Below are 24992 nucleotides of genomic sequence, written 5' to 3'. Positions count from 1 at the left end.
GCCCGATTTTCGGGCAGCGCCTATCGCAGGCGGCAATGACAGCTGAATTCGGCATGGCCAGAACCGCGATCGTCACCGGCGCCGCCAAACGGATCGGGGCCGAGATCGCCAGGGCATTGGCGGCCGATGGCTGGGATGTGCTGATCCATTATCGCAATTCGGGGGACGAGGCCCGCGCGCTCGCCGCCGGCCTGCCGCGCGCTCGTACGGTCCAGGCGGACCTCGCGGCGGCGGATGGCGCCCATCGGGTCATCGCCGCCTTGGATGGCATGCCGCCGCCCGCGCTGCTGGTTAACAGCGCCTCGACATTCGTCTATGACGGGCTCGACGATTTCACGACCGAGGCCTGGGACATACATATGGCCGCCAATGCGCGCGGACCGGCTCTACTGTCGCGCGCTTTCGCCGCGGCGGTGCCCGACGGGGCGGCGGGGCTGATCGTCAACATGCTCGACGCGAAGCTGTCGGCGCTCAACGCGGACTTCTTCACCTATACCATTTCCAAGATCGCCTTTGCCGGGGTGCACGAACTGCTTGCCCGCAGCCTGGCGTCGGATCGCATCAGGGTGAACGCGATCGCCCCGTCGGTGACGATGGTATCCGGGCCGCAGAGCCGAGAGAATTTCGACAAGGTGCACAATCTCAATGCGCTCGGGCGGGGGGTCGACGTCGGGGATATCATCGCGGCGCTCCGCTTCCTGATCAGCGTGCCGACGATCACCGGGCAGACGATCACCCTCGACGGCGGTCAGCGTTTCCTGGGTCTGACGCGCGACGTCCAATATATGGAGTCCTGATGGATCCCGCTGCGCTCGACGGGCTCGTGCCTGATAGCCTGCTGCCCCGAACGCGGCGCATCCTGCTCCGGGATCTCTCGGTGCCGGTCGATATCGGCTTCCACGAATTCGAGGTCGGTAATCCGCAGCGCATCTTCATCACGGTCGAGATATGGCTCGATGATGCCAACTTCGCAGCCGAAGATGTGGTGGCGGCGGCCTGGGATTATGATTTCCTGCGGACGGAGATCCTCCGTCTGGTCGAGGGCCGGCGCTATAATCTCCAGGAAACACTCGCGCGTGAAATTTACACGCTGATTGCCGCGCGGGCCGGAGTCAAAGGACTGCGCGTCGCGACCAGCAAGCCCGATGTATATCCGGATTGCGCGGCGGTCGGAGTCGAGCTGACTTCCTTCTAGAGAGGCTCAGCGCGCGATCGTCCGTTCGCATGCCCCCAATTGCTCCAGGACATAGCGATAATCGATTCGCACCGCCGCCGCATCGCCTTCGGATAGCGCGGCTACGCTCTTGGCCGGAAGTCTCGGCGGAAGAAAGCAGGCGAGCCGATACCAAAGCAGCGAGTCCCGCGCGGGTGTTGTGGCGCTGTCGTCGACCATCTCGCCAAGCGCTACCGACCATGCGGGTTGCTCGCCCGGACGGCGCAACACCGATAGCGAGATCGGGCGATTGTCACGCGTCGTCAGAAAAATCTGGGATTCGCTTTCGCCCGGAATCGCGCCGGGGACGTGAAAGGCATTGCCGATTCCGGTGACGTGCGGCGGGCTCGATGCAGCGCTCGCCTCGGTGAGAATCGCCCGCAGGCGCGATTCGTTCGCAGGTGTCCAATCGAGCTGCGAGTAGGGCGAGGTGAGACGGATCTCCTGCGGCCGTCCGGCGACCCGGTCGGCGAACAGGATGAACCGACTCTTCTTAAGCTTGGGTGGTTTGCCCTTCGCGTCGAGCGGGACATCGACGATATAGCTGATCACGCCCGGCATTCCGTCAGCTCCGCGAAGCAGCATCGCGGTGTTTGCCTGGATCAAAAAACGCGCCTTATCGGCCGCGAGACCCGGCGCGAGATCGCCTTTGAGCCGCTCTGCCTTGGCTATGGTGACCCCCGCGACAAGCTGCGCCGGAAGTGCCAGATCAGCGATGTCGGCGTAGGAAAGCGCCCGGATTTCGGGGCTTGTCTGCGCCTGGGCCGTGGCCGGCGCGAGGGGCGCGATGAGAGCGCAAGCCGGGATACACAGTGAGCCAAAAGCAAAAAGCATACCAAAAGTGGATTTCTCGCGGGCGCTAACCAGTCGACGCATCGGTGAAGTCCTCATTGCCACTACAAGCTCATGCTCAATAGCGGGACGGAGCGGGCGGAGCTATGCCTCAAAACCGTAACATGCTTGGCGTTTGGGTTATTGCGTCGATCGAACTGTCGCGATAAGGACACACTTCCGCTAAATATTAAAAGACATATGGCGGGTGTGGGGCCGGGCAACGATGGTACGCCATCGGTGCATCCCGGCGCCTTTTGCAGGCTTATGGATTGGAGGGAGTGTAGTTCCTTAATGGCTTATGCTGATCAATCGATGAGCACCCGCAAGGCGGTGTCGATCGGGCTGGTGATTCTGCTTCATGCAATCATCGGCTATGCCTTCGTCACCGGGCTTGCGTACAACGTCGTGAAGAAGGTCGCCCGCGATCTGAAGACGTTCGACGTGGAAGAAGAGGCTCCTCCGCCGCCGGACCAGCCGCCCCCGCCGCCGCCTGAACAGGTCGTCGAGCCGCCGCCCGTCGTGGCGCCGCCGCCGATCGTACAGGTTGCGCCGACGGTTGCTCCAACGATCGTGTCGGTACCGGTCGCTCCGCCGCCGGTCATCACGCCCACGGCACCGCCGGCACCGCCGGTCAGTCAGGCTGTGCGTGTGACGCCGCGAGGCAATTTCCAATCCCTGATGTCGACCGAGGATTATCCTTCGTCGTCGCTTCGTAACAACGAAGAGGGAACGGTCGGATACAGGCTCGACGTCGGCACCGACGGCAAGGTCACTGCATGCACGATCACGGGCAGCAGTGGGTTCCCGGCGCTCGACACCACCGCCTGCCGCCTGTTGCAGCGCCGTGCCCGATTCAACATCGGCAAGGATGCAGCCGGCAATCCGGTGACGGGTGTCTATAACGGCCGCTTCACCTGGCGAATTCCGAAGGATTGATCCTGGCGGGGCTGGCTCCGGCCGGCCTCGGTCTCACGACATTATTCTATACAAGATTCAGAGAAGGAAATTCAGTTATGGCTAGTCCCGCAGCCGCCGGTTCCAACCCATATGGCCTGATGGCCGCCCTCGAGCAGGGTGGCACGATCGCATGGGCGACTTTCATCATCCTCGTCGTCATGTCGGCGGCTTCCTGGTACATCATGTTCACCAAGCTGCTCGAGCAGCAGAAGATCCTGAATCAGGGCAAGAAGGCGCGTGCGACCTTCTGGACCGCCCCCAGCCTCCGCGACGGACAGGCCAAGCTCGAGAAGAACTCGGCCTATCGCCAGATCGTCGACGACGGCCTGCTCGCCCAGGACCAGCACACCAAGCTGACCGACCCTGTCGACCAGCATGAGTGGCTGACCGGCTCGCTCGCTCGCAGCCAGGCTGCCGTGAACTCGAAGCTCGGCAACGGCCTTGCGGTTCTCGCTACCGTCGGCTCGACCTCGCCGTTCGTCGGTCTGTTTGGTACCGTTATCGGTATCTACCGCGCCCTCATCAAGATCGGTGCTGCCGGTCAGGCCTCGATCGACGCGGTCGCCGGCCCGGTCGGTGAAGCTCTGATCATGACCGCGCTTGGTCTCGCCGTGGCCGTTCCGGCCGTGCTCGGCTACAACTGGCTGATCCGCCGCAACAAGGTCGTTGCGGAGCAGCTTGCTGCCTTCTCGACCGATCTGCATGGCTACATGGTGTCGGCCGGTGCGGTGAAGCCTGCCGTTGCGGTCAAGGCTGCTCCGGCGGCTGCGATCAAGAAGTAAGCGGCTGACGAATAGGGGCAGGCGCGTTGTGCCTGCCCCGTTCGCCAGGAACGAAAGGCCCGGAGCCGGTAGTCAAGCCGGCTGTCCGTTGAGCCGCCCAAGCAGATAGGATTTGTGCCGATGGCCATGAGTGCGGGCCCCGCCGAAAACGACGCCCCGATGTCGGACATCAACACGACGCCGCTCGTCGACGTCATGCTGGTGCTTCTGATCATCTTCCTCATCACCGTTCCCGTCGCGATTCAGACGGTTCCTGTTAAGCTTCCTAGCGTGGTCTTCGAAGCGACTACGACCAAGCCGGAGAACGTCTCCCTGTCGGTGCGCGCGGCTTCAAACGGCGCCTGCGAAGTTTATTGGGGCCAGACCAGGGTCACGGCACAGGAACTGATCGACCGCGCGGTCGTCAAGCTCCGCAAGGAGATCGACAAGCAGGGCGGTCCGAGCGCGCCAGGTCTCGAACTTCCCGAGGTCCACATCCGTGGCGACGTCAATACGCCGTATCGGTGCATCGGTGGAGCGGTGTTCAACATGCAGCGCGCCGGGTTCACCCGCGTCGGCTTCATCTCAGAACCGCCCGCCGGCTACGCCACCGCGCGTCTCTGATATCGCTTTCGAGGAGTTTTAATCATGGCAATGTCAGCAGGTACTGCCGAAGGCGAGCCGATGATGGACATCAACACCACGCCGTTGATCGACGTGATGCTGGTGCTCCTGATCATGTTCATCATCACCATTCCGATCCAGACGCATGCCGTTAAGCTGGACCTTCCACAGGACCAGACCAACGCAGCGCCGCCGCCGATCGAGCCGGTGAAGAACAAGGTGGTGATCACGCCGGCGGGTGAGATTCTCTGGAATGGCGCTCCGATCACGAAGATCCAGCTGCGCCAGTATCTGGACATCACCCAGACGATGAACCCGATCCCCGAGCTGCATCTGCAGCCCGACCCGCAGGCCCGCTACGTGGTGGTCGACGAGGTGCTCGCTGTTACCAAGCGCGCTCAGGTCGAGAAGATGGGCTTCGTCGGTAATGAAGCTTATGGCGGCGCCTTCTAAGGCGGCTCCATCAGCCTGAAACAGAAAGGGCGGCCTCTCGGGGCCGCCCTTTTTTTGTCGCTTTGCCGGGCTCTGCCGGAACGAAAATCCATGTCAGGCGAGGGCGGCATATTCGCGCAGCGGAGTTTCGGGCCGCGCGCCGAAATGCGAGATGACTTCCGCCGCCGCCAGACCGGCGATCCGCGCGCATTCGGCAAGGGGCAGCTCGTTGGTCAGCCCGTAGAGGAAACCGGCGGCGTAGAGATCGCCCGCGCCGGTAGTGTCGACGACCCGCTCGACCTTCGCGGCCGGGCTCTTGATCCGTTCGCCGCCGCGCACCACGATCGACCCTTCCGAGCCCAGGGTGACGGCTGCGAGGTCGACCATCGCCGACAGCCGGTCGAGCGCAGCGTCGAGCCCGGTGTCCGGAAAGAGCGAGGCGACCTCGCTGTCGTTGGCGAAGAGGATGTCGATCCGGTTTGCGACCAGATCGAGAAAATCGTCGCGGTGGCGTTCGACGCAGAAACTGTCCGACAGCGACAGGGCGACCTTGCGCCCGGCGGCATGAGCTATGTCGGCGGCGCGGTGGAACGCCGCCTTGGCTTGCGGATCGTCGTAGAGATAACCCTCAAGATAGGTGATCTTCGCCGAGGCGACGAGCGTCTCGTCGATATCGTCGGCGGTCAGGTTCACGCAGGCGCCCAGATAGGTGTTCATCGTCCGCTCGCCATCCGAAGTGACGAAGATGATGCACCGTGCGGTGGCCGGACCTTCGGTCGCCATTGCGGTGGTGAAGCGGACCCCCGCGGCGAGGAGATCGTGACGATAGGCGTCGCCCAGCTCGTCATCGCGCAGCTTGCCGATATAGCCGCATGCCGCACCCAGCGATCCGAGCCCGGCGATCGTGTTGCCGGCGGATCCGCCCGATGCGCGCGTGACCGGCCCCATCGCGGTATAAAGCCGTTCGGCGGTCGGCTCGTCGATCAGGGTCATCGCGCCCTTGGCGAGCTTGTGCTGGTCGAGGAACGCATCCTCCGAATGGGCGAGAAGATCGATGATCGCATTGCCGATGCCAACGACATCGAGGGTCGCTTCGGTCATTATATTTCCATGTCCTTGCGGTAAGGCGGTGCGCCCGTGAAAATCTTGTGGCAAAGCCACGGATCCCATGCCGCGCACATCGCGTGCGGGCAACCCCAAGACGGTCCCTATGCTCGACGAACTGGATGATCTTCTGCGCACCGCCCGTAGCTGGAAGGCGGGCGGGCATGGCGTGGCCATTGCGACGGTAATCCGTACCTGGGGCTCGGCCCCGCGCCGGCGTGGATCGCACGCGATCATCCGCGATGACGGACTGTTCGAGGGATCGGTCAGCGGCGGATGTGTCGAGGGCGATGTGATCGTCTCGGCCCAGGCGTTGCTGCATGATGGCGGGGGTTTCGTCCGCCGCGACTATGGCGTGCAGGAAGAGAATGCCTGGACGCACGGGCTGGCCTGCGGCGGTGAGATATCGGTGCTGATCCAGACGATCGACGATGCCCATTATGCCCCCGCGATCGTCGATGCGGTGATCGAACGGCGGGGTTGGGGGCATAGCGTGGCGGTTACGACCGATCTCGCCTCCGGCATGAGCGTGATAGGCGAGGATGACGGAGAAGATTGCTTTCTGAACATTTACAGTCCGCCGCTGAGGATGATGATCGTCGGCGCGGTCCATGTGAGCCAGAGTCTTGTGCCGCTTGCCCGCCAGCTTGGCTATCGCGTGCTGGTGGTCGACCCCCGCGACAGCTTTGCCGCGGCAAGCCGTTTCGCCGATATCGAGGTCGATACGCGCTGGCCTGACGAGGCTTTCGCCGAATGGAAGCCCGATGGCGGCACCGCGATCATCACCCTGACGCATGATTCGAAGATCGATGATCCCGCGCTGGAAGCCGCTATGCGCAGCGAAGCCTTTTATATCGGTGCGCTGGGATCACGGCGCACCCAGGCCGCTAGGCTTGAACGCCTTGCCGAAAAAGGCTTCACGCCAGAGGAGCTGGCGCGGATCGATGGGCCCGCGGGCTTGGCGATCGGTGCGGCGACGCCGGCCGAGATCGCGCTTTCGATCATCGCCGGGGCGACGGCGGCGCTACGCCGGTTATGACCGTCGGCGCGATCCTGCTCGCCGCAGGCAGCGCGCGCCGCATGGGAGAGGATAAGCTGCTCGCCGATCTTTACGGCAAGGCGCTGATCCTCCACGCTTTCGATGCCATTATCGCCGCTGGACTGGCAAATCCGATCGTCGCGGTCGCGCCCAATAGCCCGGTCATCCCGCTGATCGAAGGCCGGGCGACACCGGTCGAGGTGGCGGATCATGCGCTCGGCATGGGCCATTCACTGGCCGCGGCGGTGCGGGCGGCGCCATCGGACTGGACCGCGGCGATCATCTGCTTGGGCGATATGCCCTTCGTTCAGCCAGACACGCTCATCCAGCTAGCGGGAGACGCGGATGAAGGCGGGATCCTCCAGCCGGTTTTCGAGGGAAGGCCCGGCAATCCCCTGCTGTGGGGGCGGGCACATTTCGCCAGACTTGCGAATCTGACCGGCGATCAGGGTGGGCGAACCCTGCTACAAGACTATCGAGCTACGCTGGTGGAGGTCGCCGATCCGGGGATCGGCATAGACATCGATACCCCGAAGGCGCTGGCCAATGCCCGGCTAGAGCGTCCTTAACGCCGCCGCCGGTCTTGCCGCCAATGTCGGCAGTGCGCCGAGCAGGCCGATGCCCAGCGTGCCGATCGCCCCGACCAGCAGCGTCGCGAACACTACCGCCCAGTCCGGAGCCCACTTCATCTCGAAGATCGAGGTGACGATGTACCAGCCGGCCGCACTACCGGCCGCGAGCGCGAGGCCGGAGATGATCAGCGCCAGCAAGGCATATTCGATTGCTTGCGCCGCCAGTATCTGGCGGCGGCTCGCACCAAGCAGCTTGAGCAGCACCGCGTCGTAGAGCCGGGCGCGGCGTGATGCCGCGATTGCGCCGACCAGCACCGCGATCCCGGCAGCGAGCGTCACCGAGGCCGCGGCGCGGATCGCGGTGGCGAGCTGGCCGAAGATCGTCGAAACCTGGCCGACGACGTCCTTGACCCGGATCAGCGATACCGAGGGGAAGCCGGCAATCACGGTCCGGTTGACCTCGGTCTCGCGCGCGTCGGGCACGGTGATCGTCGCCATATAGCTGTGCGGAGCGCCTTCGAGGGCGCCGGGCGCGAAAACGATGCCGAAGTTGAAGCCCATCGTCTCCCAGTTAATCCGGCGGGTAGAGGCTATTCTGGCGTCGATCTCTACTCCCAGCACCGATAGCGTCATCATGTCGCCAGGTTTGAGGCTGAGCGCTTCGGCGGCCTGTTCCTCGATCGAGATCAGCGGCGGGCCGGCATAATCGGCGGGCCACCATTGGCCGGCGATGATCTCATTGCCCTCGGCGAGCTTTGCCGAATAGGTCAGCCCCCGATCGCCATTGAGGATCCACGCGCCCTTGGGAATCGGCTTGATATCGCTGACGCGCACGCCGCGTACCGCGACCACTGAGCCACGTAATGAGGGCACGCTGTCGATGACCGCTTCCGGCGCGCGGCCGCGCACGGCGGCGCGGAAGCGGTCGATGTCGCCCGTACTGATATCCAGGGCGAAGAAATTGGGCGCAGAGGCGGGGATGGTGCGCTCGATCTGGTTGGCGAGATTCGTCTGGAGCACCGCAAGCATCACGAACAGTGTCAGGCCGAGGCCGAGAGCCACGATCAGCCGGTCGGTCTGTGCCGCGGGCCGGTGGAGATTGGCTATGGCAAGGCGCAGCAGCGGACGGCGCGGGCGCGGCAGGGCGCGTGCGCCGCGCCGGACGAGCCGGCCGACCAGCGCGAGCAACGCGAAGATCGCGACCATGCCGGCCAGAAAGCCCGCGCTGAGCAGAGGTTGCCGCGCGGTGCCGATCGCGAGCGCCGCGATGCCGAGCGCCGCGGCGCTCATCACCAGCAGCACGCGCCAGCGCGGCAGGCCGAAGGGCTCGATCCGCGCACGGAAGATTGCCGCGGGGCTGATCTCGCCCGCGCGCGCCAGCGGGGCGAGGCTGAACAGGAGTGTGGCGAGCAGGCCGTAAGCGGCGCTCACCAGCAGAGGGAGGGGGAACAGGGCGAATTTCGGTTGGACGGGCAGGGCATCGCCTGCGATCTGCCCGACGAGAGCAGGCACCGCCGCGCCGACCATCAGCCCCGCCAGGATCGCCCCTGTCGCGACCAGCGCGATCTGGATCAGATAGATCTGGAAGATCGTCCGCGACGATGCGCCCAGTATCTTGAGCGTCGCGATGCCGGGCCGGCGCTGATCGAGCCAGGAGGACACGCCATTGCCGACGCCGATCCCCGCCACGATCAGCGCGGTCAGCCCGACAAGAATAAGGAACTGGCTGAGCTGATTAACGAAACGGCGCAGGCCCCGTGCCGCATTGCTACGGTCGCTGACCTCCCAATTGGCGTCGCGATAGCGATCGGCCAGCTGGTCGGCGAGCGCCTGAACATCCGGATTGGCGTTCAGGCGGATGCGATAGCGCGCGGCATAGAGGCTGCCGGGCTGGACGAGGCGGGTTGCCTCCAGCCCCTGGAGCGAGGTGATGATCGACGGGCCGAGGGTGAAGCCTTCACCAACACGATCGGGTTCGTCGTCGATCAGTCCAATGATACGCAATTTTGTCTCGCCGACACGCACGCTGTCGCCGACGCGCAACGACAGGCGTTCGGCCAACGCAGGCGCGATCGCGGCGTTGAGGCCGGCGGGCCGGGCGGTAAGCGCACCGGGGGCAAGGGTGAATGTGCCGTAGAGCGGCCAGCCATCATCGACGCCCTTGAGTTCGGCCAGCACCGATGCTTCGGCATCGAGCCGCGATACCATCGCGCGCATCTTGATCGTTTCGGAAACAGCGCCGTAGCGGGCGAAGGCCGCGCGCTCCCCGGCGTCCGCCGAACGCTGGGCGACGCGCATCTCGATGTCGCCACCCAGTATCTCACGTCCGCGCGAGTCGAGTTCGGCGGTGATCGCCTGACTCAGGCTGCCGACTCCGGCGAGCCCCGCGACGCCCAGGAACAGGCATATGATCAACAGGCGCAGGCCGCGAAGCCCCCCGCGCAGGTCGCGCAACGCCAGCGCCCAGGCGGTCTTCATATCGCGGGTTTGTCCGAGACGATCAGTCCATCGCGCATCTCGACGATCCGTGCGCAGCGCCGCGCCAGCGCGGGGTCATGCGTGATGATCAACAGGGTCGCGCCGGTTTCTCGCTGGCGATCGAACAGCAGGTCCATGATCCCCTCGCCGGTCGCGGCGTCGAGATTGCCGGTGGGTTCGTCGGCGAACAGGATCGCGGGGCGCGGCGCGGTGGCGCGGGCGATGGCGACGCGCTGCTGCTCGCCGCCCGAAAGCTGTGCGGGATAATGGTCGAGGCGATGGCCGAGGCCGACCGCTTTGAGTTCGGCGCTGGCGCGATCGAAGGCGTTCACGTCGCCGGCCAGTTCGAGCGGCACCGCGACATTCTCCAGCGCGGTCATCGTCGGCAGAAGGTGAAAAGCCTGGAGGATGATGCCGATCCGGCCTCGCCGGGCAGCGGCCAGGGAATCTTCGTCAAGCCGGCTGAAATCAAGGCCGGCGATCATGATGCGTCCCTCGTCGGCGCGTTCGAGGCCGGAGAGGATCGCCATCAGCGAGGACTTGCCCGAACCCGATGGGCCGAGCAGTGCTACGGTTTCGCCGGTGCCGATGCTGAGATCGATGCCCTTCAGGATGTCGACCCGCGCCGAACCCTTGCCAAGCGCGAGACGGACGGCGCCGGCGTCGATAATAGCGGATGTCATGCCGGGCGCGCGTTCCTCTGTCGTTGCTGTAACGCAACATGAGGATCGCGCGTGCGACTATCAATGGGCACGATGAAAAAGGCATCAAGCAGCGTCGCCCCGGCGGAGGCCGGGGCCGCCAGCGGCTTCTGCTCAGAGCAATCCGACTCCCTATGGCGGCCCCGGCCTCCGCCGGGGTGACGTATGCATTAGGCAGCCTTGGCCTTGGGGCCCTGGGTCTTGAGACGCTGCAATTCTGGCAGGGCGCGGTCGAGCGCGCTCTGATAATGATCGTCGCAGCGCGGCATGCGGTTCCAGGCATCGAGCGCCGCGATCTTGTACGCTTCGGCGAGGGTTGGATAATTGAAAGTGTTCTCGACGAAATAGTCGATCGTACCGCCGAGGTTGAGCACGGCCTGGCCGATGTGGATCAGCTCGGTCGCGCTTTCGCCGATGATGTGGACGCCGAGCAGGCGCCGGTCCTCGAGCGCGAAGATCAGCTTCATCATGCCCGCCTGCATACCCATGATGTGGCCACGCGAGGTTTCCCGGAAGCGCGCGATGCCGCATTCGTAGGGAATGCCCTTTTCGCGCACTTCCTGTTCGGAGAGGCCGACGGTGGAGATTTCGGGCACCGCATAGATGCCATAGGGAAAATAGGCGGGGGCGGGGGGGATAGGTGCGCCGAAAGCGTGGCAGGCGGCGATGCGGCCCTGTTCCATCGAGGTGGAGGCGAGGCTGGGAAAGCCGATAACGTCGCCAGCGGCGTAGATATGCGGAACGCTGGTCTGCAGCGTCACCGGATCGACGGTCAGTCGGCCGCGGCTGTCCGCCTCCAGCCCGCAATTCTCGAGGCCCAGCGGAGCGGTCGCGCCGATGCGGCCCGCTGCATAGAGCAGCATTTCCGAACGGATGCGGCGGCCATCGTCGAGTACCGAGATGGCCCAGCCCTGGCCATCGACTTCGACCCGGTCAACCTTCGCGCCGAGCCGGATCGCCATTCCGCGATCGCGCAGCTGATGGACGAAATCGTCGATGATCTCGCGGTCGACGAAATCGAGGAAGCTGTCGCGCGGCTCGATCAGCGTGACGGGGACGTCGAGCGCGGAGAAGATCGTCGCATATTCTATGCCGATCACGCCCGCACCGATCACAGTCAGGCTGCGAGGCACGCGCGGCTCGGCGATCAGATCGTCGCTGTCGAGGATCGTCGTGCCGTTGAACGGGATCGACAAGGGGCGATAGGGGGTGGTGCCGACGGCGATCAGCACGCGCTCGGCGTCGAAGATATGCACCGCGCCCTTGGGGTCGGTGACGGCGATCTCGTGTGGGCCGCGAAACTGGGCGGATCCTTCGATGGTGCGGACGCCGTTGCGGGTGAACTGGTGCTCGAGGACGTCGATCTCATGATCGAGCGTCATCTGGAGCCGGGCGTTGAGGTCCTTGCCCTCGATATCTTTCTTGACCCGGTAGGCGCGGCCATAAAAGCCGCGCTCGCGCCAGCCGGTCAGGTTGAGCACGGTTTCGCGTAGGGTCTTGGAGGGGATGGTGCCGGTGTGCACCGATACGCCGCCGACGCGGTAGCGGTTCTCGACGACGAGCACCGACTTGCCTAGCTTGGCGGCCTGAATAGCGGCGCGGCGTCCTGCCGGTCCACTGCCTATCACGATCAATTCGTAGCGCATCATACCCCCCGGATTAACCGCTATCGCGAGCCCGACGTGCCCTTCTGCGCCTGAAGTTTGGAGATATGGTTAACGCGCAGGTCGCCTTACGGAAAAGGCCCGCCTCTTTCGAGACGGGCCTTACGATCCGGGTTCCAGGATGGGCGTGTCAGGCCTTGATCTTGGGCTTCGCGCCGCCCTTCTTGGGCCGCTTGGGCGCTGCGGGAACGATCTCGAAGGACAGGGTCTCGTCCTTCATCTTCACCTTGACCTCGCCGCCGTGGACCAGCTTGCCGAACAGCAGTTCCTCGGCGAGCGGCTGCTTGATCTTCTCCTGGATCAGGCGGCCCATCGGACGCGCTCCATAGAGCTTGTCATAGCCCTTGACGGTGAGCCACGTCTTGGCCTCGTCGTCGAGGCTGATGTGGACATCGCGATCGGCCAGCTGGAGTTCGAGCTGGAGGATGAACTTCTCGACGACACGCGAGACGACCTCGGTCGGCAGATAGCCGAAGGGGACGATCGCATCGAGGCGGTTGCGGAATTCCGGCGTGAACATCTTCTTGACCGCTTCCTCATCCTCGCCCTCGCGGGTGAGGTTGCCGAAGCCCAGGCTCTCGCGCGCCATGTCGGACGCGCCGGCATTGGTGGTCATGATCAGGATGGTATTGCGGAAATCGACCGTCTTGCCGTGATGATCGGTGAGCTTGCCGTTGTCCATCACCTGCAGAAGGATGTTGAACAGGTCCGGATGGGCCTTTTCGATCTCGTCGAGCAGCAGCACGCAATGCGGATGTTGGTCGACCGCATCGGTCAGCAGACCGCCCTGATCATATCCGACATAGCCCGGAGGCGCGCCGATCAGGCGGCTGACCGAGTGACGTTCCATATATTCGGACATGTCGAAACGCTGGAGCGGGATGCCCAGGATCGAGGCGAGCTGACGCGCGACCTCGGTCTTGCCCACGCCGGTGGGGCCCGAGAAGAGATAGTTGCCGATCGGCTTGTCGGGATCGCGCAGGCCGGCCCGGCTGAGCTTTATAGCCGAGGAGAGCAGTTCGATCGCCTTGTCCTGGCCAAACACGACACGCTTGAGATCGGTCTCGAGTGAGCCGAGCGCCTTCTTGTCGTCGGTCGAAACCGATTTGGCGGGCACGCGCGCCATCGTCGCGATCACCGCCTCGATCTCCTTCGGCGTGATCACCTTCTTACGCTTGGCCGGGGGCACCAGCATTTGCGACGCGCCGACCTCGTCGATCACATCGATCGCCTTGTCGGGCTGCTTGCGGTCGTTGATGTACCGCGAGGACAGCTCGACCGCCGCCTTGATCGCGTCGGGCGTATATTTGACGTTGTGATGCTCTTCGAAGGCCGACCGCAGACCTGTGATGATCTTGATCGTGTCCTCGATCGTAGGCTCGTTCACGTCGATCTTCTGGAAGCGCCGCAGCAATGCGCGGTCCTTCTCGAAATGATTGCGGAACTCCTTGTAGGTGGTCGATCCGATGCAGCGGATCGTGCCGCCCGACAATGCCGGCTTCAACAGGTTGGACGCGTCCATCGCGCCGCCCGAGGTCGCGCCCGCACCGATTACGGTGTGGATCTCGTCGATGAACAGCACCGCGTGGGGAAGCTTCTCAAGCTCGGTCACGACCTGCTTGAGCCGCTCCTCGAAATCACCGCGATACCGAGTTCCGGCGAGCAGTGCGCCCATGTCGAGCGAATAGATGACGGCGGGCAGCAGCACCTCGGGTACGTCGCCCTCGACAATCTTGCGCGCCAGGCCCTCGGCGATCGCCGTCTTGCCGACGCCGGGATCGCCCACATAGAGCGGGTTGTTCTTTGAACGGCGGCAGAGGATCTGAACGGTGCGGTCGACCTCGGGACCACGGCCGATCAGCGGATCGACCTTGCCGGACTTGGCTTTGGCATTCAGATCGACGCAGAACTGCTTGAGCGCGCTCTCGCCCTTCTTGCCCTCGGCCTTGGCCTGGCTCTTTTCCTCTTCGGCGCCCTTCACTTCGCGTTGCTCCGTGGGTTGTCCGGCCTTGCCGACACCGTGGCTGATGAAGCTGACCGCATCGAGGCGGCTCATGTCCTGCTGTTGCAGGAAGAATACGGCGTAGCTCTCGCGCTCGCTGAACAGGGCGACGAGGACGTTGGCGCCGGTCACTTCCTCGCGGCCCGACGACTGGACGTGGAGGATCGCGCGCTGGACGACGCGCTGGAAGCCGCTGGTAGGCGACGGATCGGTCTCGCCCTCGACCTTGAGCGCATCGAGCTCGGTATCGAGGTAATTGGTGACGGCGTTGCGCAGTTCGGTCAGTTCGACGCCGCAGGCGGTCATGACCTTGGACGCATGTTCGTCAGCGATCAGCGCGAGCAGCAGATGCTCGAGTGTCGCATATTCGTGGCGCCGGCTGCTGGCGGCGCTCAGCGCGTTGTGCAGCGTCTGTTCGAGTTCGCGGGCGAAGGAAGGCATGTTTCTAGTACTCCTCGCGACATGGGCCGAACCATGCCGGTATCGTATATGTCGGGTGCCTTAGGCCGTTCATCAAGAAGCGACCTCTCTGCCGAGACAGCGAACGCCGATCTCGACAGCGCGCCTTCATCGTTTGAATAGGCTTTCAGCGGTTGCGCGATGGTTAATGGCATTTTTTATTTTTGATCGACACCGCGCGATTTCGGCTTCGAGGGCGGAGATGCGCCCTTCCAGCTCGTCGACGGATAGATGATCGATATCCTGCCGGATGAGCTGTTTCACCGGATCGTCGGGGCGCTTCGCGAAAAGATCGTCGGGCTCCATAGCCACAACGTTGACCGGGGCGGGCCGCATGTCAATAAACGCCGTGGGGGCCATGCGTATCTTTGCGAAATTGGGGGGTAATATGGGCGAAATTCCCGACTGGATGACGGCTATAGACCCGGAAACAAAGGGTGGGCCGGAGGTTTTGCAGCCGGTGCAGCGCCCCGTGCCCCGCCCCGGCCGCGACCAGCTGCTGATCCGAGTCGCGGCGGCGGGGGTGAATCGGCCCGACGTGTCGCAGCGGATTGGTGCTTATCCGCCACCGCCGGGCGCTCCGTCGATTCCAGGTCTCGAAGTTTCGGGCGAGGTCGTCGCCCTCGGCGAGGGCACGCTTCCCGAGCTGCTCGGCCAGCCGGTCTGCGCGCTCGTCGCCGGCGGTGGTTACGCCGAATATGTCGTCGCCGAGGCCGGGTTGTGCCTGCCGGTGCCGAATACGTTGTCGATGGTCGAGGCGGCGGCGATTCCCGAAACGCTGTTCACCGTCTGGAGCAATCTGTTCGAGCGCGCCTATGTCGCCGATGGCGATACGGTGCTGGTCCATGGCGGCACCAGCGGGATCGGAACGATGGCGATCCTGCTCGCGCGGATATTCCAGGTGACGATGATCGTCACCGCCGGATCAGACGAGAAATGTGCGGCTGCGCTCAAGCTCGGCGCGGCGCACGCGATCAACTATCGAACCCAGGATTATGTCGAGGAAGTGCGACGTATCACCGGCGGCAAGGGCGTCGACGCCGTGCTCGACATGGTCGGCGGCGATTATCTGCCCCGCAATATCGATTGCCTCGCCGAGGACGGGCGGCACGTCTCGATTGCGGTGCTCGGCGGGCCCAAGGCCGAAATTCCGATCTGGAAAATCATGCAGAAGCGGTTGACCATCACCGGATCGACGCTGCGGCCGCGCAGTGTCGGGTTCAAGACGGCGGTGGCGGATGAGATCGCCCAGGTGGTCTGGCCGCATGTCGAGGAAGGGCGGCTTAAGCCGGTCATAGACGCGACCTTCCCGCTGGCCCAGGCCGCCGACGCGCATCGGCGGCTCGATGAAGATCATGTCGGCAAGATCGTGCTGCTGGTCGGCGCGGCGGCGACCTAGCGGAATCGAAGGGGCCGGACCTTTCGGCCCGGCCCACGCGTCATCGGCTCGCGATCACTTGTCGAGCGTTTTCACATGGTCGAGATGCTTCTGGACGACCGGCGCGATCTCGCCCGCTGCCGTCTTGAGCGACGGGGTGTCGCCCTTTTCGGCATAGTCGCGCATCATCGCCAGCGCGGTCTGGTGGGCATCGACCTGACCGTCGATATAGTCCTCGTCAAACTCGGCGCCCTTCTTGGCGCGAAGCTCGGCGAGATCCTCGTTCTGGCCCTCGGTCAGCGTGGCATTGGGGGTTAGGGCGGGGCTTGCGGCCGCTGCGGCGGCCTTGATCTTCGCGGTCGATTCGCTGTGCGCCTTGATCATCTCGGCAGCGAAATCCTTGACCGCCTGCGAGGCGGCGTTGGCTTGCGCGATCTTGGCCGCGGCGATTTCGAAGGCATCCGACTTGGCGGCGTTATCAACGAATTCCTGACCGGTCGGCGTGGGCGTGACGGCCTGTTCGACGTCGACCATCGCATTTGACGCCATCGCGCCTGCCGCGTCTGCGGTTTCCATGGCGCTGTTGGCTGCGGCGTCGGCGGTGTTCTCCACCTTCTGACCACAGCCTGCCAGACCCAGCGACAGGATGCTGGCCGATGCTATCAAAATGATCTTGTTCATGAACTCTCTCCTCCGGAACTGCCGCCTAACGATCGAAGGAGGGCGACGTTCCGGCATAGGACAAGGCCTAAGCGACGAGCCGTCGGAAGCGGAGCGCGTCCCCGATGGCCGCCATGCCCGCAGTGTTGTCGAAGATGCACCAGGCCGCTCCTCTGGCGTTGGCGCGCACTATCATCGCCGCATATCCGCGCTGCCGTTCCTCGTCGTACGACGAACGGTAGATGACCGGAGAGCCATGCAGGCGGAGATAACAGGTGGACGCCGAACCGCCCGGCTCTCCGGCATCGGGAACCGGAGCGGGATCGGCCGCCACACGCGCGACGTCATGGTCACGCAGCAGGCCATCCGCGGACGCCGAGAACCAGCTCGGATGGCGCGGTTCGCAGATCAGCGCCGCGCCGGTCGCCGAACCAAGCTCCGCCAGAAAGGCATCGGCCGCGGCCTCGGCAAAAATAAGGCTGGGTGGCAGCTGGACGAGGATCGCGCCGAGCTTCCCGCCAAGCCCTTCGACCTGATCGATGAAAGCGGCTAGCGGGGCGGCGAAGTCCATCAGCCGCCGTTCGTGGGTGATGCTGCGGGGGAGCTTGACTGAAAAGCGGAAACCGTCCGGCACGCTCGATGCCCAGCGTTCATAGGTGGCGCGGCGGTGCGGGCGATGGAAGCTGCTGTTGATCTCGACAGCGTTGAACCGCGCGGCATAACGTTGGAGGTGAGAGCCCGTCTCGGGAAAATCGTCCCGATAATGTGAAGCGATCGACCATCCCGCCGTGCCCACGAAGACACGGTCAGTCATGGGTGCGCGTGAACGCGAAATGGTCGCGGATGCGTGCGTTGAAGAACTGGCCCTTGGATCGCGCCGCGCGCATTGCCGCGACGATCCGGGCGGGGACATCATGATAGCTGTAGCGCCGCCCGGTCACGAACTGAATGTCGAGACGGCGTTCGGCCGGATCATAGTCGAAGTTGCGGATGACGGTGGAGGGCATGACGGTAAAACGCCGTGCCCGGACCTATGCTCCATCCGCTGGTGCAGGATCAGATGAAGAGATCGATGACCTCGGCATCGGGCATCACCGCTTCGACCAGCAATGACCGGTGACAGCAGCCCGGTTCACGTTCGAAGCAGAGCAGGGCGGTGCGGCGCTCGCTGGCCATGTCGAGCAACTGAGCGGCCTGTACCATCGCCTCGGGTAGTTCCAGCTGGCCTGTGTAGATATTGCGGAGCCTGGCGAGGTCATGCTTCCGCGCTGCCTCGCGGCCTTCCGGCGGGGTGCCTAGCGCCTTGAGGCCGACATAGTCGATCCCGGCCTCACGCAGCCCTGCTGCAAGGATGTTCTTGGAAAAGCCCGGCCGCCGCGACAGCGGCACCGCGCGGACATCCGCGAGCAATTCGACCCTCGCCTGTTTAAGCCGCGCGATAAGCTCAGCCTGGGTCGTGCCCTCATAGCCGATGGTGAAGATCTGCATGGGCCAGAGATGGGGAAGGGATGCCGATATTGCATCCCTCCGGTCAACTCTTGTTGTTGCCGCGATTGGTGTAGAGCAGCGCGGCGACAATCGCCGCCGATCCGATGCCGATCGCCGCGCCGACGACCGCCGTCTTCTTGCTGATCTTGGGCGCCGAAGGGAGCTTCTTCGTGCTCGTTTCGGCTTTCGGCGTGCTGCTGTCGTCCAACGCGTGACTCTCCTGTTATGCTGCGACCATCGAAGCGCTGACGGCTCGGAAAGGCAAGCGGGTCCTCGTTGAGCCGTTCCGGCGTCGTGGCGAACAACCCGTGCGGTTCCCCATCATAATCAATCAGCGCGGCAAGGGAATCCCAATCTAGCTCAATGCCTGCCAGAGCAGCTTGGCGGTAAGCGCGAGGCAGATCGTCACCAGCACCGGGCGGATGACCTTCGCGCCGAAGCGCATCGCCGTGTGCGAGCCGGTATAGGCGCCCGATGCCGATCCGATCGCCATGCAGAGACCGAGCAGGATCAGCGCATGTCCACCGATCAGGAAGACGATCAGGCTGCCGACATTGCTGGCGAAGTTGAACGCCTTGGTGTGCGCGGTCGCCCGAATCAGCCCCAGGCCGCGCAGCGAAACGAGCGTCGTCGCGAAAAAGCTGCCGGTGCCCGGTCCGAAAAAGCCGTCATAGAAGCCGATTGCGCCGCCCACCGGCAAATAGCCCCTTGGGCTCAGCCGGTGATGCGCATCTTCATCGGACATGCGCGGGCTGAGCAGCACATAAGCAGCCACCGCGATCAGCAGCACGGGGACGATCAGGTTGAGAACGTCGGTCTCGATCGACTGGACGATATAGGCGCCGATCGCGGACAGGATCAGGATCACCACCACTTGCGGCCAATAGGTCCGCCAGTCGATCATCCCCTGCGCCGAAAAGCTCCAGGTTGCCGTGCCTGAAGAAAAGCTCGACTGCAGCTTGTTGGTGGCCAGGGTCGCGATCGGCGGAATCCCGGCCGAGAGCATCGCCGGCACCGTCAGCAGCCCGCCGCCGCCCGCGATCGCATCGATGAAGCCGGCGATGAACGCTATCAGCGTCAGGATAGCATAGGTGTCGAGGCCGAAATCCATGGTTCGCCGTGCAACAGCGCGCGGCATGGTGCAAGTCTTGCCCGCGCCGCGGGCGCAAGTCTTGCCCGCGCCACGGGCGCAAGTCTTGCCCGCGCCAAGGGCGCAAGTCTTGGCAGTGCCGAGCCGCGCCTCTATGGCCTGCGGCCATGACATCTCCCCGTTTCCACTTCTCGATCGCAGCGACCGACGGCAAGGCGCGCGCCGGTACGATCAGCATGCTGCGCGGCGAAATCCGCACGCCGGCTTTCATGCCGGTCGGCACCGCCGCGACGGTCAAGGCGATGAAGCCCGCCGATGTCCGCGCGACGGGGGCCGACATCATCCTCGGCAATACCTATCATCTGATGCTGCGCCCCGGCGCCGAGCGAGTCGCACGGCTCGGCGGGCTCCACCAGTTCATGCGCTGGGACCGCCCGATCCTGACCGACAGTGGTGGCTATCAGGTGATGAGCCTGTCGGCGCTGACCAAGCGAAGCGAGGAGGGCGTCGCCTTCAAGAGCCATCTCGACGGCTCGGCGCATATGTTGAGCCCCGAACGCTCGATTGAAATCCAGCGGCTGCTCGGCTCGGACATCGTGATGGCGTTTGACGAACTCGTGCCGACGACCTCGACCGTCCAGCAGCAGACCGAGGCGATGGAGCGATCGATGCGCTGGGCGAAGCGCTCACGCGCCGCGTTCGACGGCGGCGGCGAACATGCGGAGCGGGCCGCGCTGTTCGGTATCCAGCAGGGCGCGCTCGACGAGAAGCTGCGCAAGGCATCGGCGGACGCGCTGCTGGACATCGGCTTTGACGGCTATGCGGTCGGCGGACTCGCAGTGGGCGAGGGGCAGGAGGCGATGTTCGCTACACTCGACTTCGCGCCGGGGCAGCTCGACGCCGAGAAGCCGCGCTATCTGATGGGCGTCGGCAAGCCCGACGACATAGTCGGCGCGGTCGAGCGCGGCATCGATATGTTCGACTGCGTGCTGCCGACCCGCTCGGGCCGCAACGGCCAGGCCTTCACCCGCGCGGGTCCGATCAACCTGCGCAACGCCAAATTCGGGGAGCACCAGCGTCCCCTCGACGAGCGGTGCGCTTGCCCGGTGTGCGGCCAGTTCAGCCGCGCCTATATCCATCACCTGATCCGCGCCGGCGAGATCCTCGGCGCGATGCTGATGACGGAGCATAATCTGAGCTTCTACCAGGCGCTGATGGCGGACCTGCGCGCGGCGATTGGCGAAGGACGGCTGACCAGCTTCGCGAACGATTTCCGGGCTGCTTATCGAGGTGGATAGAAACGAAAAACCCCAGCAAACCGAGAGGCTTGCTGGGGTTTTTAATGGTGGGCGTGGCAAGGATTGAACTTGCGACCCCTGCGATGTCAACACAGTGCTCTACCACTGAGCTACACGCCCAACGCCGGGCTCACTAGCGGAGCCTTTGCGGCCACGCAACCCCGCGAAATCTTTTTGTCAGATGCCGGTCGCGCTGCCGATCTGGAACATGCGGTCGACCTCGAGAACCAAGTCGCGCAGATGGAAGGGCTTGGACAGCACCTTGGCATCCGGCGGCGTCGCGCCGGACTTGAGCGTGACCGCCGCAAAGCCGGTTATGAACATGACGCGCATGTTCGGCGCGATCACATTCGCGCGCTGGGCCAGCTCGATGCCGTCCATCTCGGGCATGACGATATCGGTCAGGAGGAGATCGAAGCTATCGGTTTCGAGCAGGGGCAGGGCCGCGGTGCCGCGGTCGACGCTGGTCACCGCATAGCCGTTACGTTCCAGCGCGCGAGCAAGATACTCGCGCATCGAATCGTCATCTTCGGCCAGTAATATCCGGATCATAGCCCTTGATCGCATCCCTCGCCCGGCGCCATGCCGGTGAAGCATGGTTGTTTATGCGGCAACCACTTAACAAATTCCAGCATGGAACGCACAATTCGCGCCAGACCGCCCGCTGCCGCGGTTGCGCGGCGGCCCCGGCGACCGTAGCACTTGGCTGATGACCGCCGAACCCGCCTTTTCGGTCCTGGGCCCCGCCACGCCGCACTCGCCGGTGCTGCTTGCCGTCCCACATGCCGGGCGCGTCTATCCTCCCGCTTTATTGGAAGCGGCGCGCGTGCCGATCGAGCGGCTGCGCGCGCTGGAGGATCGCTACGCCGACCGGCTGGTCGAAGTTGCCGTTGCCCAGGGTGCGACGGCGATCGTCGCGCATATGGCGCGGGCCGCGATCGACCTGAACCGCGATCCGCGCGAGATCGATCCGGCGATGATCGAGGAGCGGATCAGCGCCGAGGGGCTGCTGCTGAGCGGCAAGGTGCGTGCGGGGCTGGGCCTGTTCCCACGCCGGCTGCCGGCATGTGGTGAGCTGTGGCGCGGGCGGATAACGATGGGTGAGGCCGAGCGGCGGATCGCCGTAGCGCATGCGCCCTATCATGCGGCGATTGCCGAACGGCTGGAAAGGATCAAGGCGATCTTCGGGGTGGCGATATTGATCGATTGCCATTCGATGCCGCCGCTGCCCGTGCGGCAGGCCGGCGGCCCGGTCCGCGTGGTGGTCGGCGATCGCTTCGGGGCGGGGGCCTCGGCCGCGGTGGTCGATGTCGCGATGGCGGTGATCGAGGGCGCCGGCCTGCGGGTCGCGCGTAATCATCCCTATGCCGGCGGCTATACGCTCGATCGGCATGGCCGTCCGCGCAAGCAGGTCCATGCGATCCAGATAGAATATGATCGGTCGCTCTACCTCGACGCCAGCCTCGAGGCGCCTACCGGCAATCTGGAGGCTTGTGCCCGGCTGCTGGGGATGATTTCGAGCCAGCTTGGGGGCCTGTTCAGCCCCGGCCTGCCGATCGCGGCAGAATAGCCACTTCTAACCTTTAGATTTTATAGAGATTTCTGCCAGATGCGGGATGGTTTCCGCCATCTGTCCGCGGCTAGGCCCTGCGCCAAAAAAGAACCACCCCGTGCTTACGCACGAGGTGGCCAAGGTTCAGGGAGGAACGCATCCCGGAGGATGCGTCGTACGGGGCCGCGAAAGGGGGGCACGACCACCGCACACAAGCAAGATAGGACTCTTGCTTCAGGGTTTCAAGGATAGTTCGTCCGTATCGGGGAAATTCCTTATCCGGACGGGTATTTACGGGTCGAACGCGGCCTCTCAGGCGGCGACGGGCGGGGTCATCGACGGCGCTTTGCCCTGCTGCAGCTGCATGGCGAAGACATCGCGAATCAGCGACAGCGAGAAGAGATGCGCATGGATCAGCGGCAGCAGCCCGGTCTGGACCATCTTGCGCAGAACGTCGCCGCGCAGTTCCTTGAGCTTTTCCTCGGAGATGATCTGGAAACCGCGATACACGAAGGGCTGGTCGGCGCCTTCGGGCTCGATCGTCACTTCACCGTCGATCAGCAGTTTGTTCTGGATCAGCTCCTGCATGAACATGCCGGTGCGCATGCCAGCCTGTTCGAACTGTTCGCAGAAGGCGAGGGTGTTCTTGATCGATTCGGTGGGCTCGGTGCCCTCGAACAGCGGCATCCCATCCTCGAACTCGCCGAGCACGCCCGAGGTGCTGTCGAAGCACAGCGACAGATCGTCGCTATCCTGGCGCAGCTTGGCCAGCATGAAGGGATAGCGGCGGACATAGGCCGGAATGTAGAGGTTGTTGCTCGGGATGCCGGACTCGTCGGTGAAGACGTTGACGCCCTCGTTGAGGCCGAAGAGGCCGAGAGGCACCGGATTCTCGCCCGCGGAGAAGACGATTGGGTAATGACGCTGCGCGAGGATGAACTCCTCGACGGTCAGCGGCACGGCATGGGCCGTGCCGAAGAACGGCGCGGCTTCGAGCGTGCGGGCCTTCCAGCCGGCGTGAAGCTGGCTCGAGAGCGGCTGCAGGTCATTGTAGAAAAGGGGCAGGGCGTTGGCCGGGGCGCTCGCCATTGGGAAATCTCCTGAAAATGCCGGTCGGATATCGCGGGCCGCCATGACCCAATTGATGCAGCCGCCGTCTATTGACCCTCATCGCCGGACGCAAGCGGAACAAGCTTTCCGGGGTTCATGATGCCCAGCGGATCGAGCGCCCGCTTGATCGCCCGGAGCGCGTGGAGGCGGACCGGATCGGTCAGCCGGGCAAACTCGGCGATCTTGGCCTGGCCGATGCCGTGCTCGGCCGACAGCGAGCCGCCTGCCGCCGCGACCAGGTCGTGGACCAAGGCACTGGCATCGGGGCCATATTGCGCGATCCATGTCAGCCGATCGGTGTCCGGCGGCGGCAACAGGTTGAAATGGATATTGCCATCGCCGAGATGGCCGAAGGCGATGATGCGCGACCCCGGGAAGCGGGATTCGACGCGGTCGCGCTCCCGATCCAGAAAGTCGGGCATGTCGAGCACCGGCACCGATATGTCGTGCTTGAGCGACTGGCCGTCGATCTTCTCGGCTTCCGATATCGATTCGCGCAGCCCCCACAGCGCCCTGGCCTGCGTCTCGCTCGAAGCGATCGTCGCGTCGAGGACGAGCCCGTCGTCGATTGCCGATGCGAGACCCTGTTGGAGCATGTCGGTCGGGTCCGCGCCGCCCTGACCGCCGACGGCCTCGATCAGCACGTTCCACGCGCAGGGATTGTCGAGCGGCGCGCGCGCGCCGGGAATGTTACGAAGTACCAGCGCTAATGCATTGGCCGGCACGAGTTCGAAGGTCTCGACGGCCTCGCCGGTTTGGTCCTCGAGCCGGCGCAGCAGGGTGAGCGCGTCGCGCGGCGAGGCGAGCCCGGCCCAGGCGACAGCCCGCGCGGCGATAGCGGGCACCAGCCGCAATGCCGCCGCGGTGACGACGCCGAGCGTCCCCTCCGCCCCGGTCAGCAGCTGGCGCAGGTCATAGCCGCGATTGTCCTTCCGCAGCGTCGCGAGACCGTTGAACAGCGATCCGTCGGGCAGCACGGCCTCGATGCCCAGCACCAGGGCGCGCATCGGGCCGAAGCGCAGCACCTGGGTTCCTCCGGCATTGGTCGAGACAAGGCCGCCGATCGTCGCCGATCCCTTGGCCGCGAGCGACAGAGGGAAGCGTCGCCCGATCGCGGTGGCCGCGTCGTGCAGGTCGGACAGGATTACCCCCGCATCAGCGATCACCGCATTGTCGTCCGCCGAGATCGAGCGAATCCGGTTCATCCGCCGCATCGACAGCAGCAAGGCCGATCCGTCGGCGGCGGGCGTCGCCCCCGCGACCGTGCCGGTATTGCCGCCTTGCGGCACCAGCGCGACCCGGGCTTCGGCGGCGAGCCGGACGATCGCAGCGGCCTGCTCGGCGGTGGCCGGAGCGAGCAGCGCAACACTCTCGCCGTGATAGCGCTCGCGCCAATCGGTAAGCCAGGGGGATATCAGGTCGCGGTCGGTGATGAAGCCTTGCGGCCCGAGGAGGGCAGAAAGCTTTTCGAGCAGGGCCTTATCCGGGAAGTTGAGACCGGTCATGCCGGGAACATAATATAGGGTCCGCGCGATTTGCCAGTTAATCCGCTGTTCAAGCGTTTGCGTCGAAGGAT

At 64.6% G+C, this 24992-nt stretch carries 27 protein-coding genes and 1 tRNA gene; 11 read left to right on the top strand and 17 right to left on the bottom strand.

Annotation, left to right across the window (positions count from 1 at the left end):
* Positions 1-35 precede the first annotated feature (35 nt).
* Entirely contained in the window at positions 36-797 is a 762-nt protein-coding gene (locus WP12_RS08745; protein WP_046193327.1) for an SDR family oxidoreductase, read from the top strand.
* Positions 797-1195 (top strand): dihydroneopterin aldolase, encoded by a 399-nt coding sequence (locus WP12_RS08740; RefSeq protein ID WP_046193326.1) that lies wholly within the window; start codon positions 797-799, stop codon positions 1193-1195. The genes WP12_RS08745 and WP12_RS08740 overlap by 1 nt, the downstream gene beginning before the upstream one ends.
* Positions 1196-1201: 6 nt before the next feature.
* On the opposite strand, the gene WP12_RS08735 is transcribed toward WP12_RS08740, so the two are convergent.
* Positions 1202-2089, bottom strand: a complete 888-nt coding sequence (locus WP12_RS08735; RefSeq protein WP_235399067.1) for a hypothetical protein — start codon at positions 2087-2089, stop codon at positions 1202-1204.
* Positions 2090-2338: 249 nt separating this feature from the next.
* Between WP12_RS08735 and WP12_RS08730 the strand changes: the two genes are divergently transcribed.
* From WP12_RS08730 to WP12_RS08715, 4 genes are all read left to right on the top strand, one after another.
* Positions 2339-2983: an energy transducer TonB gene (locus WP12_RS08730; RefSeq protein ID WP_046193325.1), complete on the top strand. Its 645-nt coding sequence runs from the start codon at positions 2339-2341 to the stop codon at positions 2981-2983.
* Between the two features lie 77 nt (positions 2984-3060).
* Entirely contained in the window at positions 3061-3786 is a 726-nt protein-coding gene (locus tag WP12_RS08725) for a MotA/TolQ/ExbB proton channel family protein (RefSeq protein WP_046193324.1), read from the top strand.
* Between the two features lie 120 nt (positions 3787-3906).
* A complete protein-coding gene (locus WP12_RS08720; protein ID WP_046193323.1) occupies positions 3907-4389 on the top strand; it encodes an ExbD/TolR family protein in 483 nt (160 codons plus the stop codon).
* A gap of 24 nt (positions 4390-4413) precedes the next feature.
* Positions 4414-4842 carry an ExbD/TolR family protein gene (locus WP12_RS08715; protein ID WP_046193322.1) on the top strand — a complete coding sequence of 143 codons (429 nt, stop codon included), beginning with the start codon at positions 4414-4416 and terminating at the stop codon, positions 4840-4842.
* Between the two features lie 93 nt (positions 4843-4935).
* Here WP12_RS08715 and WP12_RS08710 read toward each other — a convergent pair whose 3' ends face one another.
* Complete coding sequence (locus WP12_RS08710) at positions 4936-5922, bottom strand: adenosine kinase (RefSeq protein WP_046193321.1); 987 nt, start codon at positions 5920-5922, stop codon at positions 4936-4938.
* A 67-nt stretch (positions 5923-5989) separates the two neighbouring features.
* Here WP12_RS08710 and WP12_RS08705 point away from each other — a divergent pair, with 67 nt between their 5' ends.
* Positions 5990-6964 carry an XdhC family protein gene (locus WP12_RS08705; protein ID WP_235399066.1) on the top strand — a complete coding sequence of 325 codons (975 nt, stop codon included), beginning with the start codon at positions 5990-5992 and terminating at the stop codon, positions 6962-6964.
* Complete coding sequence (locus WP12_RS08700; RefSeq protein ID WP_046193320.1) at positions 6961-7533, top strand: nucleotidyltransferase family protein; 573 nt, start codon at positions 6961-6963, stop codon at positions 7531-7533. Before WP12_RS08705 ends, WP12_RS08700 begins: the two co-directional genes overlap by 4 nt.
* On the opposite strand, the gene WP12_RS08695 is transcribed toward WP12_RS08700, so the two are convergent.
* The 5 genes from WP12_RS08695 to WP12_RS08675 all read right to left on the bottom strand — a co-directional run bounded on the left by WP12_RS08695 (position 7519) and on the right by WP12_RS08675 (position 15146).
* A complete protein-coding gene (locus tag WP12_RS08695) occupies positions 7519-10014 on the bottom strand; it encodes an ABC transporter permease (protein ID WP_046193319.1) in 2496 nt (831 codons plus the stop codon). The genes WP12_RS08700 and WP12_RS08695 overlap by 15 nt on opposite strands.
* Complete coding sequence (locus WP12_RS08690) at positions 10011-10697, bottom strand: ABC transporter ATP-binding protein (RefSeq protein WP_046193318.1); 687 nt, start codon at positions 10695-10697, stop codon at positions 10011-10013. The genes WP12_RS08695 and WP12_RS08690 overlap by 4 nt, the downstream gene beginning before the upstream one ends.
* Before the next feature lie 188 nt (positions 10698-10885).
* The gene (gene sthA / locus WP12_RS08685) at positions 10886-12361 is read right to left on the bottom strand and encodes a Si-specific NAD(P)(+) transhydrogenase (protein ID WP_235399065.1); all 1476 of its coding nucleotides are present in this window, start codon (positions 12359-12361) and stop codon (positions 10886-10888) included.
* Positions 12362-12509: 148 nt separating this feature from the next.
* Positions 12510-14822, bottom strand: coding sequence for an ATP-dependent Clp protease ATP-binding subunit ClpA (gene clpA / locus WP12_RS08680; protein ID WP_046193317.1), 2313 nt, complete (start codon positions 14820-14822; stop codon positions 12510-12512).
* A gap of 126 nt (positions 14823-14948) precedes the next feature.
* Entirely contained in the window at positions 14949-15146 is a 198-nt protein-coding gene (locus WP12_RS08675; protein WP_046193316.1) for a DUF1192 domain-containing protein, read from the bottom strand.
* An 82-nt stretch (positions 15147-15228) separates the two neighbouring features.
* Between WP12_RS08675 and WP12_RS08670 the strand changes: the two genes are divergently transcribed.
* Positions 15229-16239, top strand: coding sequence for an NAD(P)H-quinone oxidoreductase (locus WP12_RS08670; protein WP_046193315.1), 1011 nt, complete (start codon positions 15229-15231; stop codon positions 16237-16239).
* A gap of 54 nt (positions 16240-16293) precedes the next feature.
* Here the strand turns inward: WP12_RS08670 and WP12_RS08665 are convergent, their stop codons facing one another.
* The 6 genes from WP12_RS08665 to WP12_RS08645 form a co-directional block, all read right to left on the bottom strand.
* On the bottom strand, positions 16294-16899 hold the full coding sequence (locus tag WP12_RS08665; RefSeq protein WP_046193314.1) for a DUF4142 domain-containing protein: 606 nt from the start codon (positions 16897-16899) through the stop codon (positions 16294-16296).
* Positions 16900-16966: 67 nt separating this feature from the next.
* The gene (locus WP12_RS08660) at positions 16967-17692 is read right to left on the bottom strand and encodes a DUF72 domain-containing protein (protein WP_046193313.1); all 726 of its coding nucleotides are present in this window, start codon (positions 17690-17692) and stop codon (positions 16967-16969) included.
* Entirely contained in the window at positions 17685-17885 is a 201-nt protein-coding gene (locus tag WP12_RS08655) for a KTSC domain-containing protein (RefSeq protein WP_046193312.1), read from the bottom strand. Before WP12_RS08655 ends, WP12_RS08660 begins: the two co-directional genes overlap by 8 nt.
* A 49-nt stretch (positions 17886-17934) precedes the next feature.
* A complete protein-coding gene (locus WP12_RS08650) occupies positions 17935-18366 on the bottom strand; it encodes a DUF488 domain-containing protein (protein WP_046193311.1) in 432 nt (143 codons plus the stop codon).
* Between the two features lie 43 nt (positions 18367-18409).
* The gene (locus tag WP12_RS25500; RefSeq protein ID WP_200894480.1) at positions 18410-18574 is read right to left on the bottom strand and encodes a hypothetical protein; all 165 of its coding nucleotides are present in this window, start codon (positions 18572-18574) and stop codon (positions 18410-18412) included.
* Between the two features lie 147 nt (positions 18575-18721).
* Entirely contained in the window at positions 18722-19630 is a 909-nt protein-coding gene (locus tag WP12_RS08645; RefSeq protein WP_235399064.1) for a TSUP family transporter, read from the bottom strand.
* Here WP12_RS08645 and tgt point away from each other — a divergent pair.
* The gene (gene tgt, locus WP12_RS08640; RefSeq protein ID WP_046193309.1) at positions 19624-20754 is read left to right on the top strand and encodes a tRNA guanosine(34) transglycosylase Tgt; all 1131 of its coding nucleotides are present in this window, start codon (positions 19624-19626) and stop codon (positions 20752-20754) included. The genes WP12_RS08645 and tgt overlap by 7 nt on opposite strands.
* Before the next feature lie 45 nt (positions 20755-20799).
* On the opposite strand, the gene WP12_RS08635 is transcribed toward tgt, so the two are convergent.
* Both WP12_RS08635 and cpdR read right to left on the bottom strand, forming a co-directional pair.
* Positions 20800-20874, bottom strand: a tRNA-Val gene (locus tag WP12_RS08635).
* 57 nt (positions 20875-20931) lie between these two features.
* The gene (cpdR, locus tag WP12_RS08630; protein ID WP_046193308.1) at positions 20932-21306 is read right to left on the bottom strand and encodes a cell cycle two-component system response regulator CpdR; all 375 of its coding nucleotides are present in this window, start codon (positions 21304-21306) and stop codon (positions 20932-20934) included.
* Between the two features lie 157 nt (positions 21307-21463).
* On the opposite strand from cpdR, the gene WP12_RS08625 reads away from it, so the two are divergent.
* Positions 21464-22324 (top strand): N-formylglutamate amidohydrolase, encoded by an 861-nt coding sequence (locus tag WP12_RS08625; RefSeq protein ID WP_046193372.1) that lies wholly within the window; start codon positions 21464-21466, stop codon positions 22322-22324.
* 294 nt (positions 22325-22618) lie between these two features.
* On the opposite strand, the gene WP12_RS08620 is transcribed toward WP12_RS08625, so the two are convergent.
* Complete coding sequence (locus WP12_RS08620) at positions 22619-23395, bottom strand: SapC family protein (protein WP_046193307.1); 777 nt, start codon at positions 23393-23395, stop codon at positions 22619-22621.
* A 68-nt stretch (positions 23396-23463) separates the two neighbouring features.
* A complete protein-coding gene (locus tag WP12_RS08615; RefSeq protein ID WP_046193306.1) occupies positions 23464-24921 on the bottom strand; it encodes an FAD-binding oxidoreductase in 1458 nt (485 codons plus the stop codon).
* Between the last annotated feature and the right edge of the window lie 71 nt (positions 24922-24992).

Origin of the sequence: Sphingomonas sp. SRS2, assembly GCF_000971055.1 — a bacterium.
GTDB lineage: Bacteria > Pseudomonadota > Alphaproteobacteria > Sphingomonadales > Sphingomonadaceae > Rhizorhabdus.
Note: the sequence above shows the minus strand (reverse complement) of the source record. Positions and strands in the feature narration are given on the sequence as shown.

Coding starts and splice junctions, on each gene's coding strand:
- WP12_RS08670 (WP_046193315.1), top strand. CDS start 15,229: ATGGGCGAAATTCCCGACTGGATGACGGCTATAGACCCGGAAACAAAG.
- WP12_RS08735 (WP_235399067.1), bottom strand. CDS start 2,089: ATGCGTCGACTGGTTAGCGCCCGCGAGAAATCCACTTTTGGTATGCTT.
- WP12_RS08690 (WP_046193318.1), bottom strand. CDS start 10,697: ATGACATCCGCTATTATCGACGCCGGCGCCGTCCGTCTCGCGCTTGGC.
- WP12_RS08730 (WP_046193325.1), top strand. CDS start 2,339: ATGGCTTATGCTGATCAATCGATGAGCACCCGCAAGGCGGTGTCGATC.
- WP12_RS08645 (WP_235399064.1), bottom strand. CDS start 19,630: ATGTCATGGCCGCAGGCCATAGAGGCGCGGCTCGGCACTGCCAAGACT.
- WP12_RS08740 (WP_046193326.1), top strand. CDS start 797: ATGGATCCCGCTGCGCTCGACGGGCTCGTGCCTGATAGCCTGCTGCCC.
- WP12_RS08720 (WP_046193323.1), top strand. CDS start 3,907: ATGGCCATGAGTGCGGGCCCCGCCGAAAACGACGCCCCGATGTCGGAC.
- WP12_RS08700 (WP_046193320.1), top strand. CDS start 6,961: ATGACCGTCGGCGCGATCCTGCTCGCCGCAGGCAGCGCGCGCCGCATG.
- WP12_RS08615 (WP_046193306.1), bottom strand. CDS start 24,921: ATGACCGGTCTCAACTTCCCGGATAAGGCCCTGCTCGAAAAGCTTTCT.
- WP12_RS08660 (WP_046193313.1), bottom strand. CDS start 17,692: ATGACTGACCGTGTCTTCGTGGGCACGGCGGGATGGTCGATCGCTTCA.
- WP12_RS08715 (WP_046193322.1), top strand. CDS start 4,414: ATGGCAATGTCAGCAGGTACTGCCGAAGGCGAGCCGATGATGGACATC.
- WP12_RS08725 (WP_046193324.1), top strand. CDS start 3,061: ATGGCTAGTCCCGCAGCCGCCGGTTCCAACCCATATGGCCTGATGGCC.
- WP12_RS08625 (WP_046193372.1), top strand. CDS start 21,464: ATGACCGCCGAACCCGCCTTTTCGGTCCTGGGCCCCGCCACGCCGCAC.
- clpA (WP_046193317.1), bottom strand. CDS start 14,822: ATGCCTTCCTTCGCCCGCGAACTCGAACAGACGCTGCACAACGCGCTG.
- WP12_RS08745 (WP_046193327.1), top strand. CDS start 36: ATGACAGCTGAATTCGGCATGGCCAGAACCGCGATCGTCACCGGCGCC.
- sthA (WP_235399065.1), bottom strand. CDS start 12,361: ATGCGCTACGAATTGATCGTGATAGGCAGTGGACCGGCAGGACGCCGC.
- WP12_RS08620 (WP_046193307.1), bottom strand. CDS start 23,395: ATGGCGAGCGCCCCGGCCAACGCCCTGCCCCTTTTCTACAATGACCTG.
- WP12_RS08710 (WP_046193321.1), bottom strand. CDS start 5,922: ATGACCGAAGCGACCCTCGATGTCGTTGGCATCGGCAATGCGATCATC.
- WP12_RS08665 (WP_046193314.1), bottom strand. CDS start 16,899: ATGAACAAGATCATTTTGATAGCATCGGCCAGCATCCTGTCGCTGGGT.
- WP12_RS08675 (WP_046193316.1), bottom strand. CDS start 15,146: ATGGAGCCCGACGATCTTTTCGCGAAGCGCCCCGACGATCCGGTGAAA.
- WP12_RS08650 (WP_046193311.1), bottom strand. CDS start 18,366: ATGCAGATCTTCACCATCGGCTATGAGGGCACGACCCAGGCTGAGCTT.
- WP12_RS08655 (WP_046193312.1), bottom strand. CDS start 17,885: ATGCCCTCCACCGTCATCCGCAACTTCGACTATGATCCGGCCGAACGC.
- WP12_RS08705 (WP_235399066.1), top strand. CDS start 5,990: ATGCCGCGCACATCGCGTGCGGGCAACCCCAAGACGGTCCCTATGCTC.
- tgt (WP_046193309.1), top strand. CDS start 19,624: ATGACATCTCCCCGTTTCCACTTCTCGATCGCAGCGACCGACGGCAAG.
- cpdR (WP_046193308.1), bottom strand. CDS start 21,306: ATGATCCGGATATTACTGGCCGAAGATGACGATTCGATGCGCGAGTAT.
- WP12_RS08695 (WP_046193319.1), bottom strand. CDS start 10,014: ATGAAGACCGCCTGGGCGCTGGCGTTGCGCGACCTGCGCGGGGGGCTT.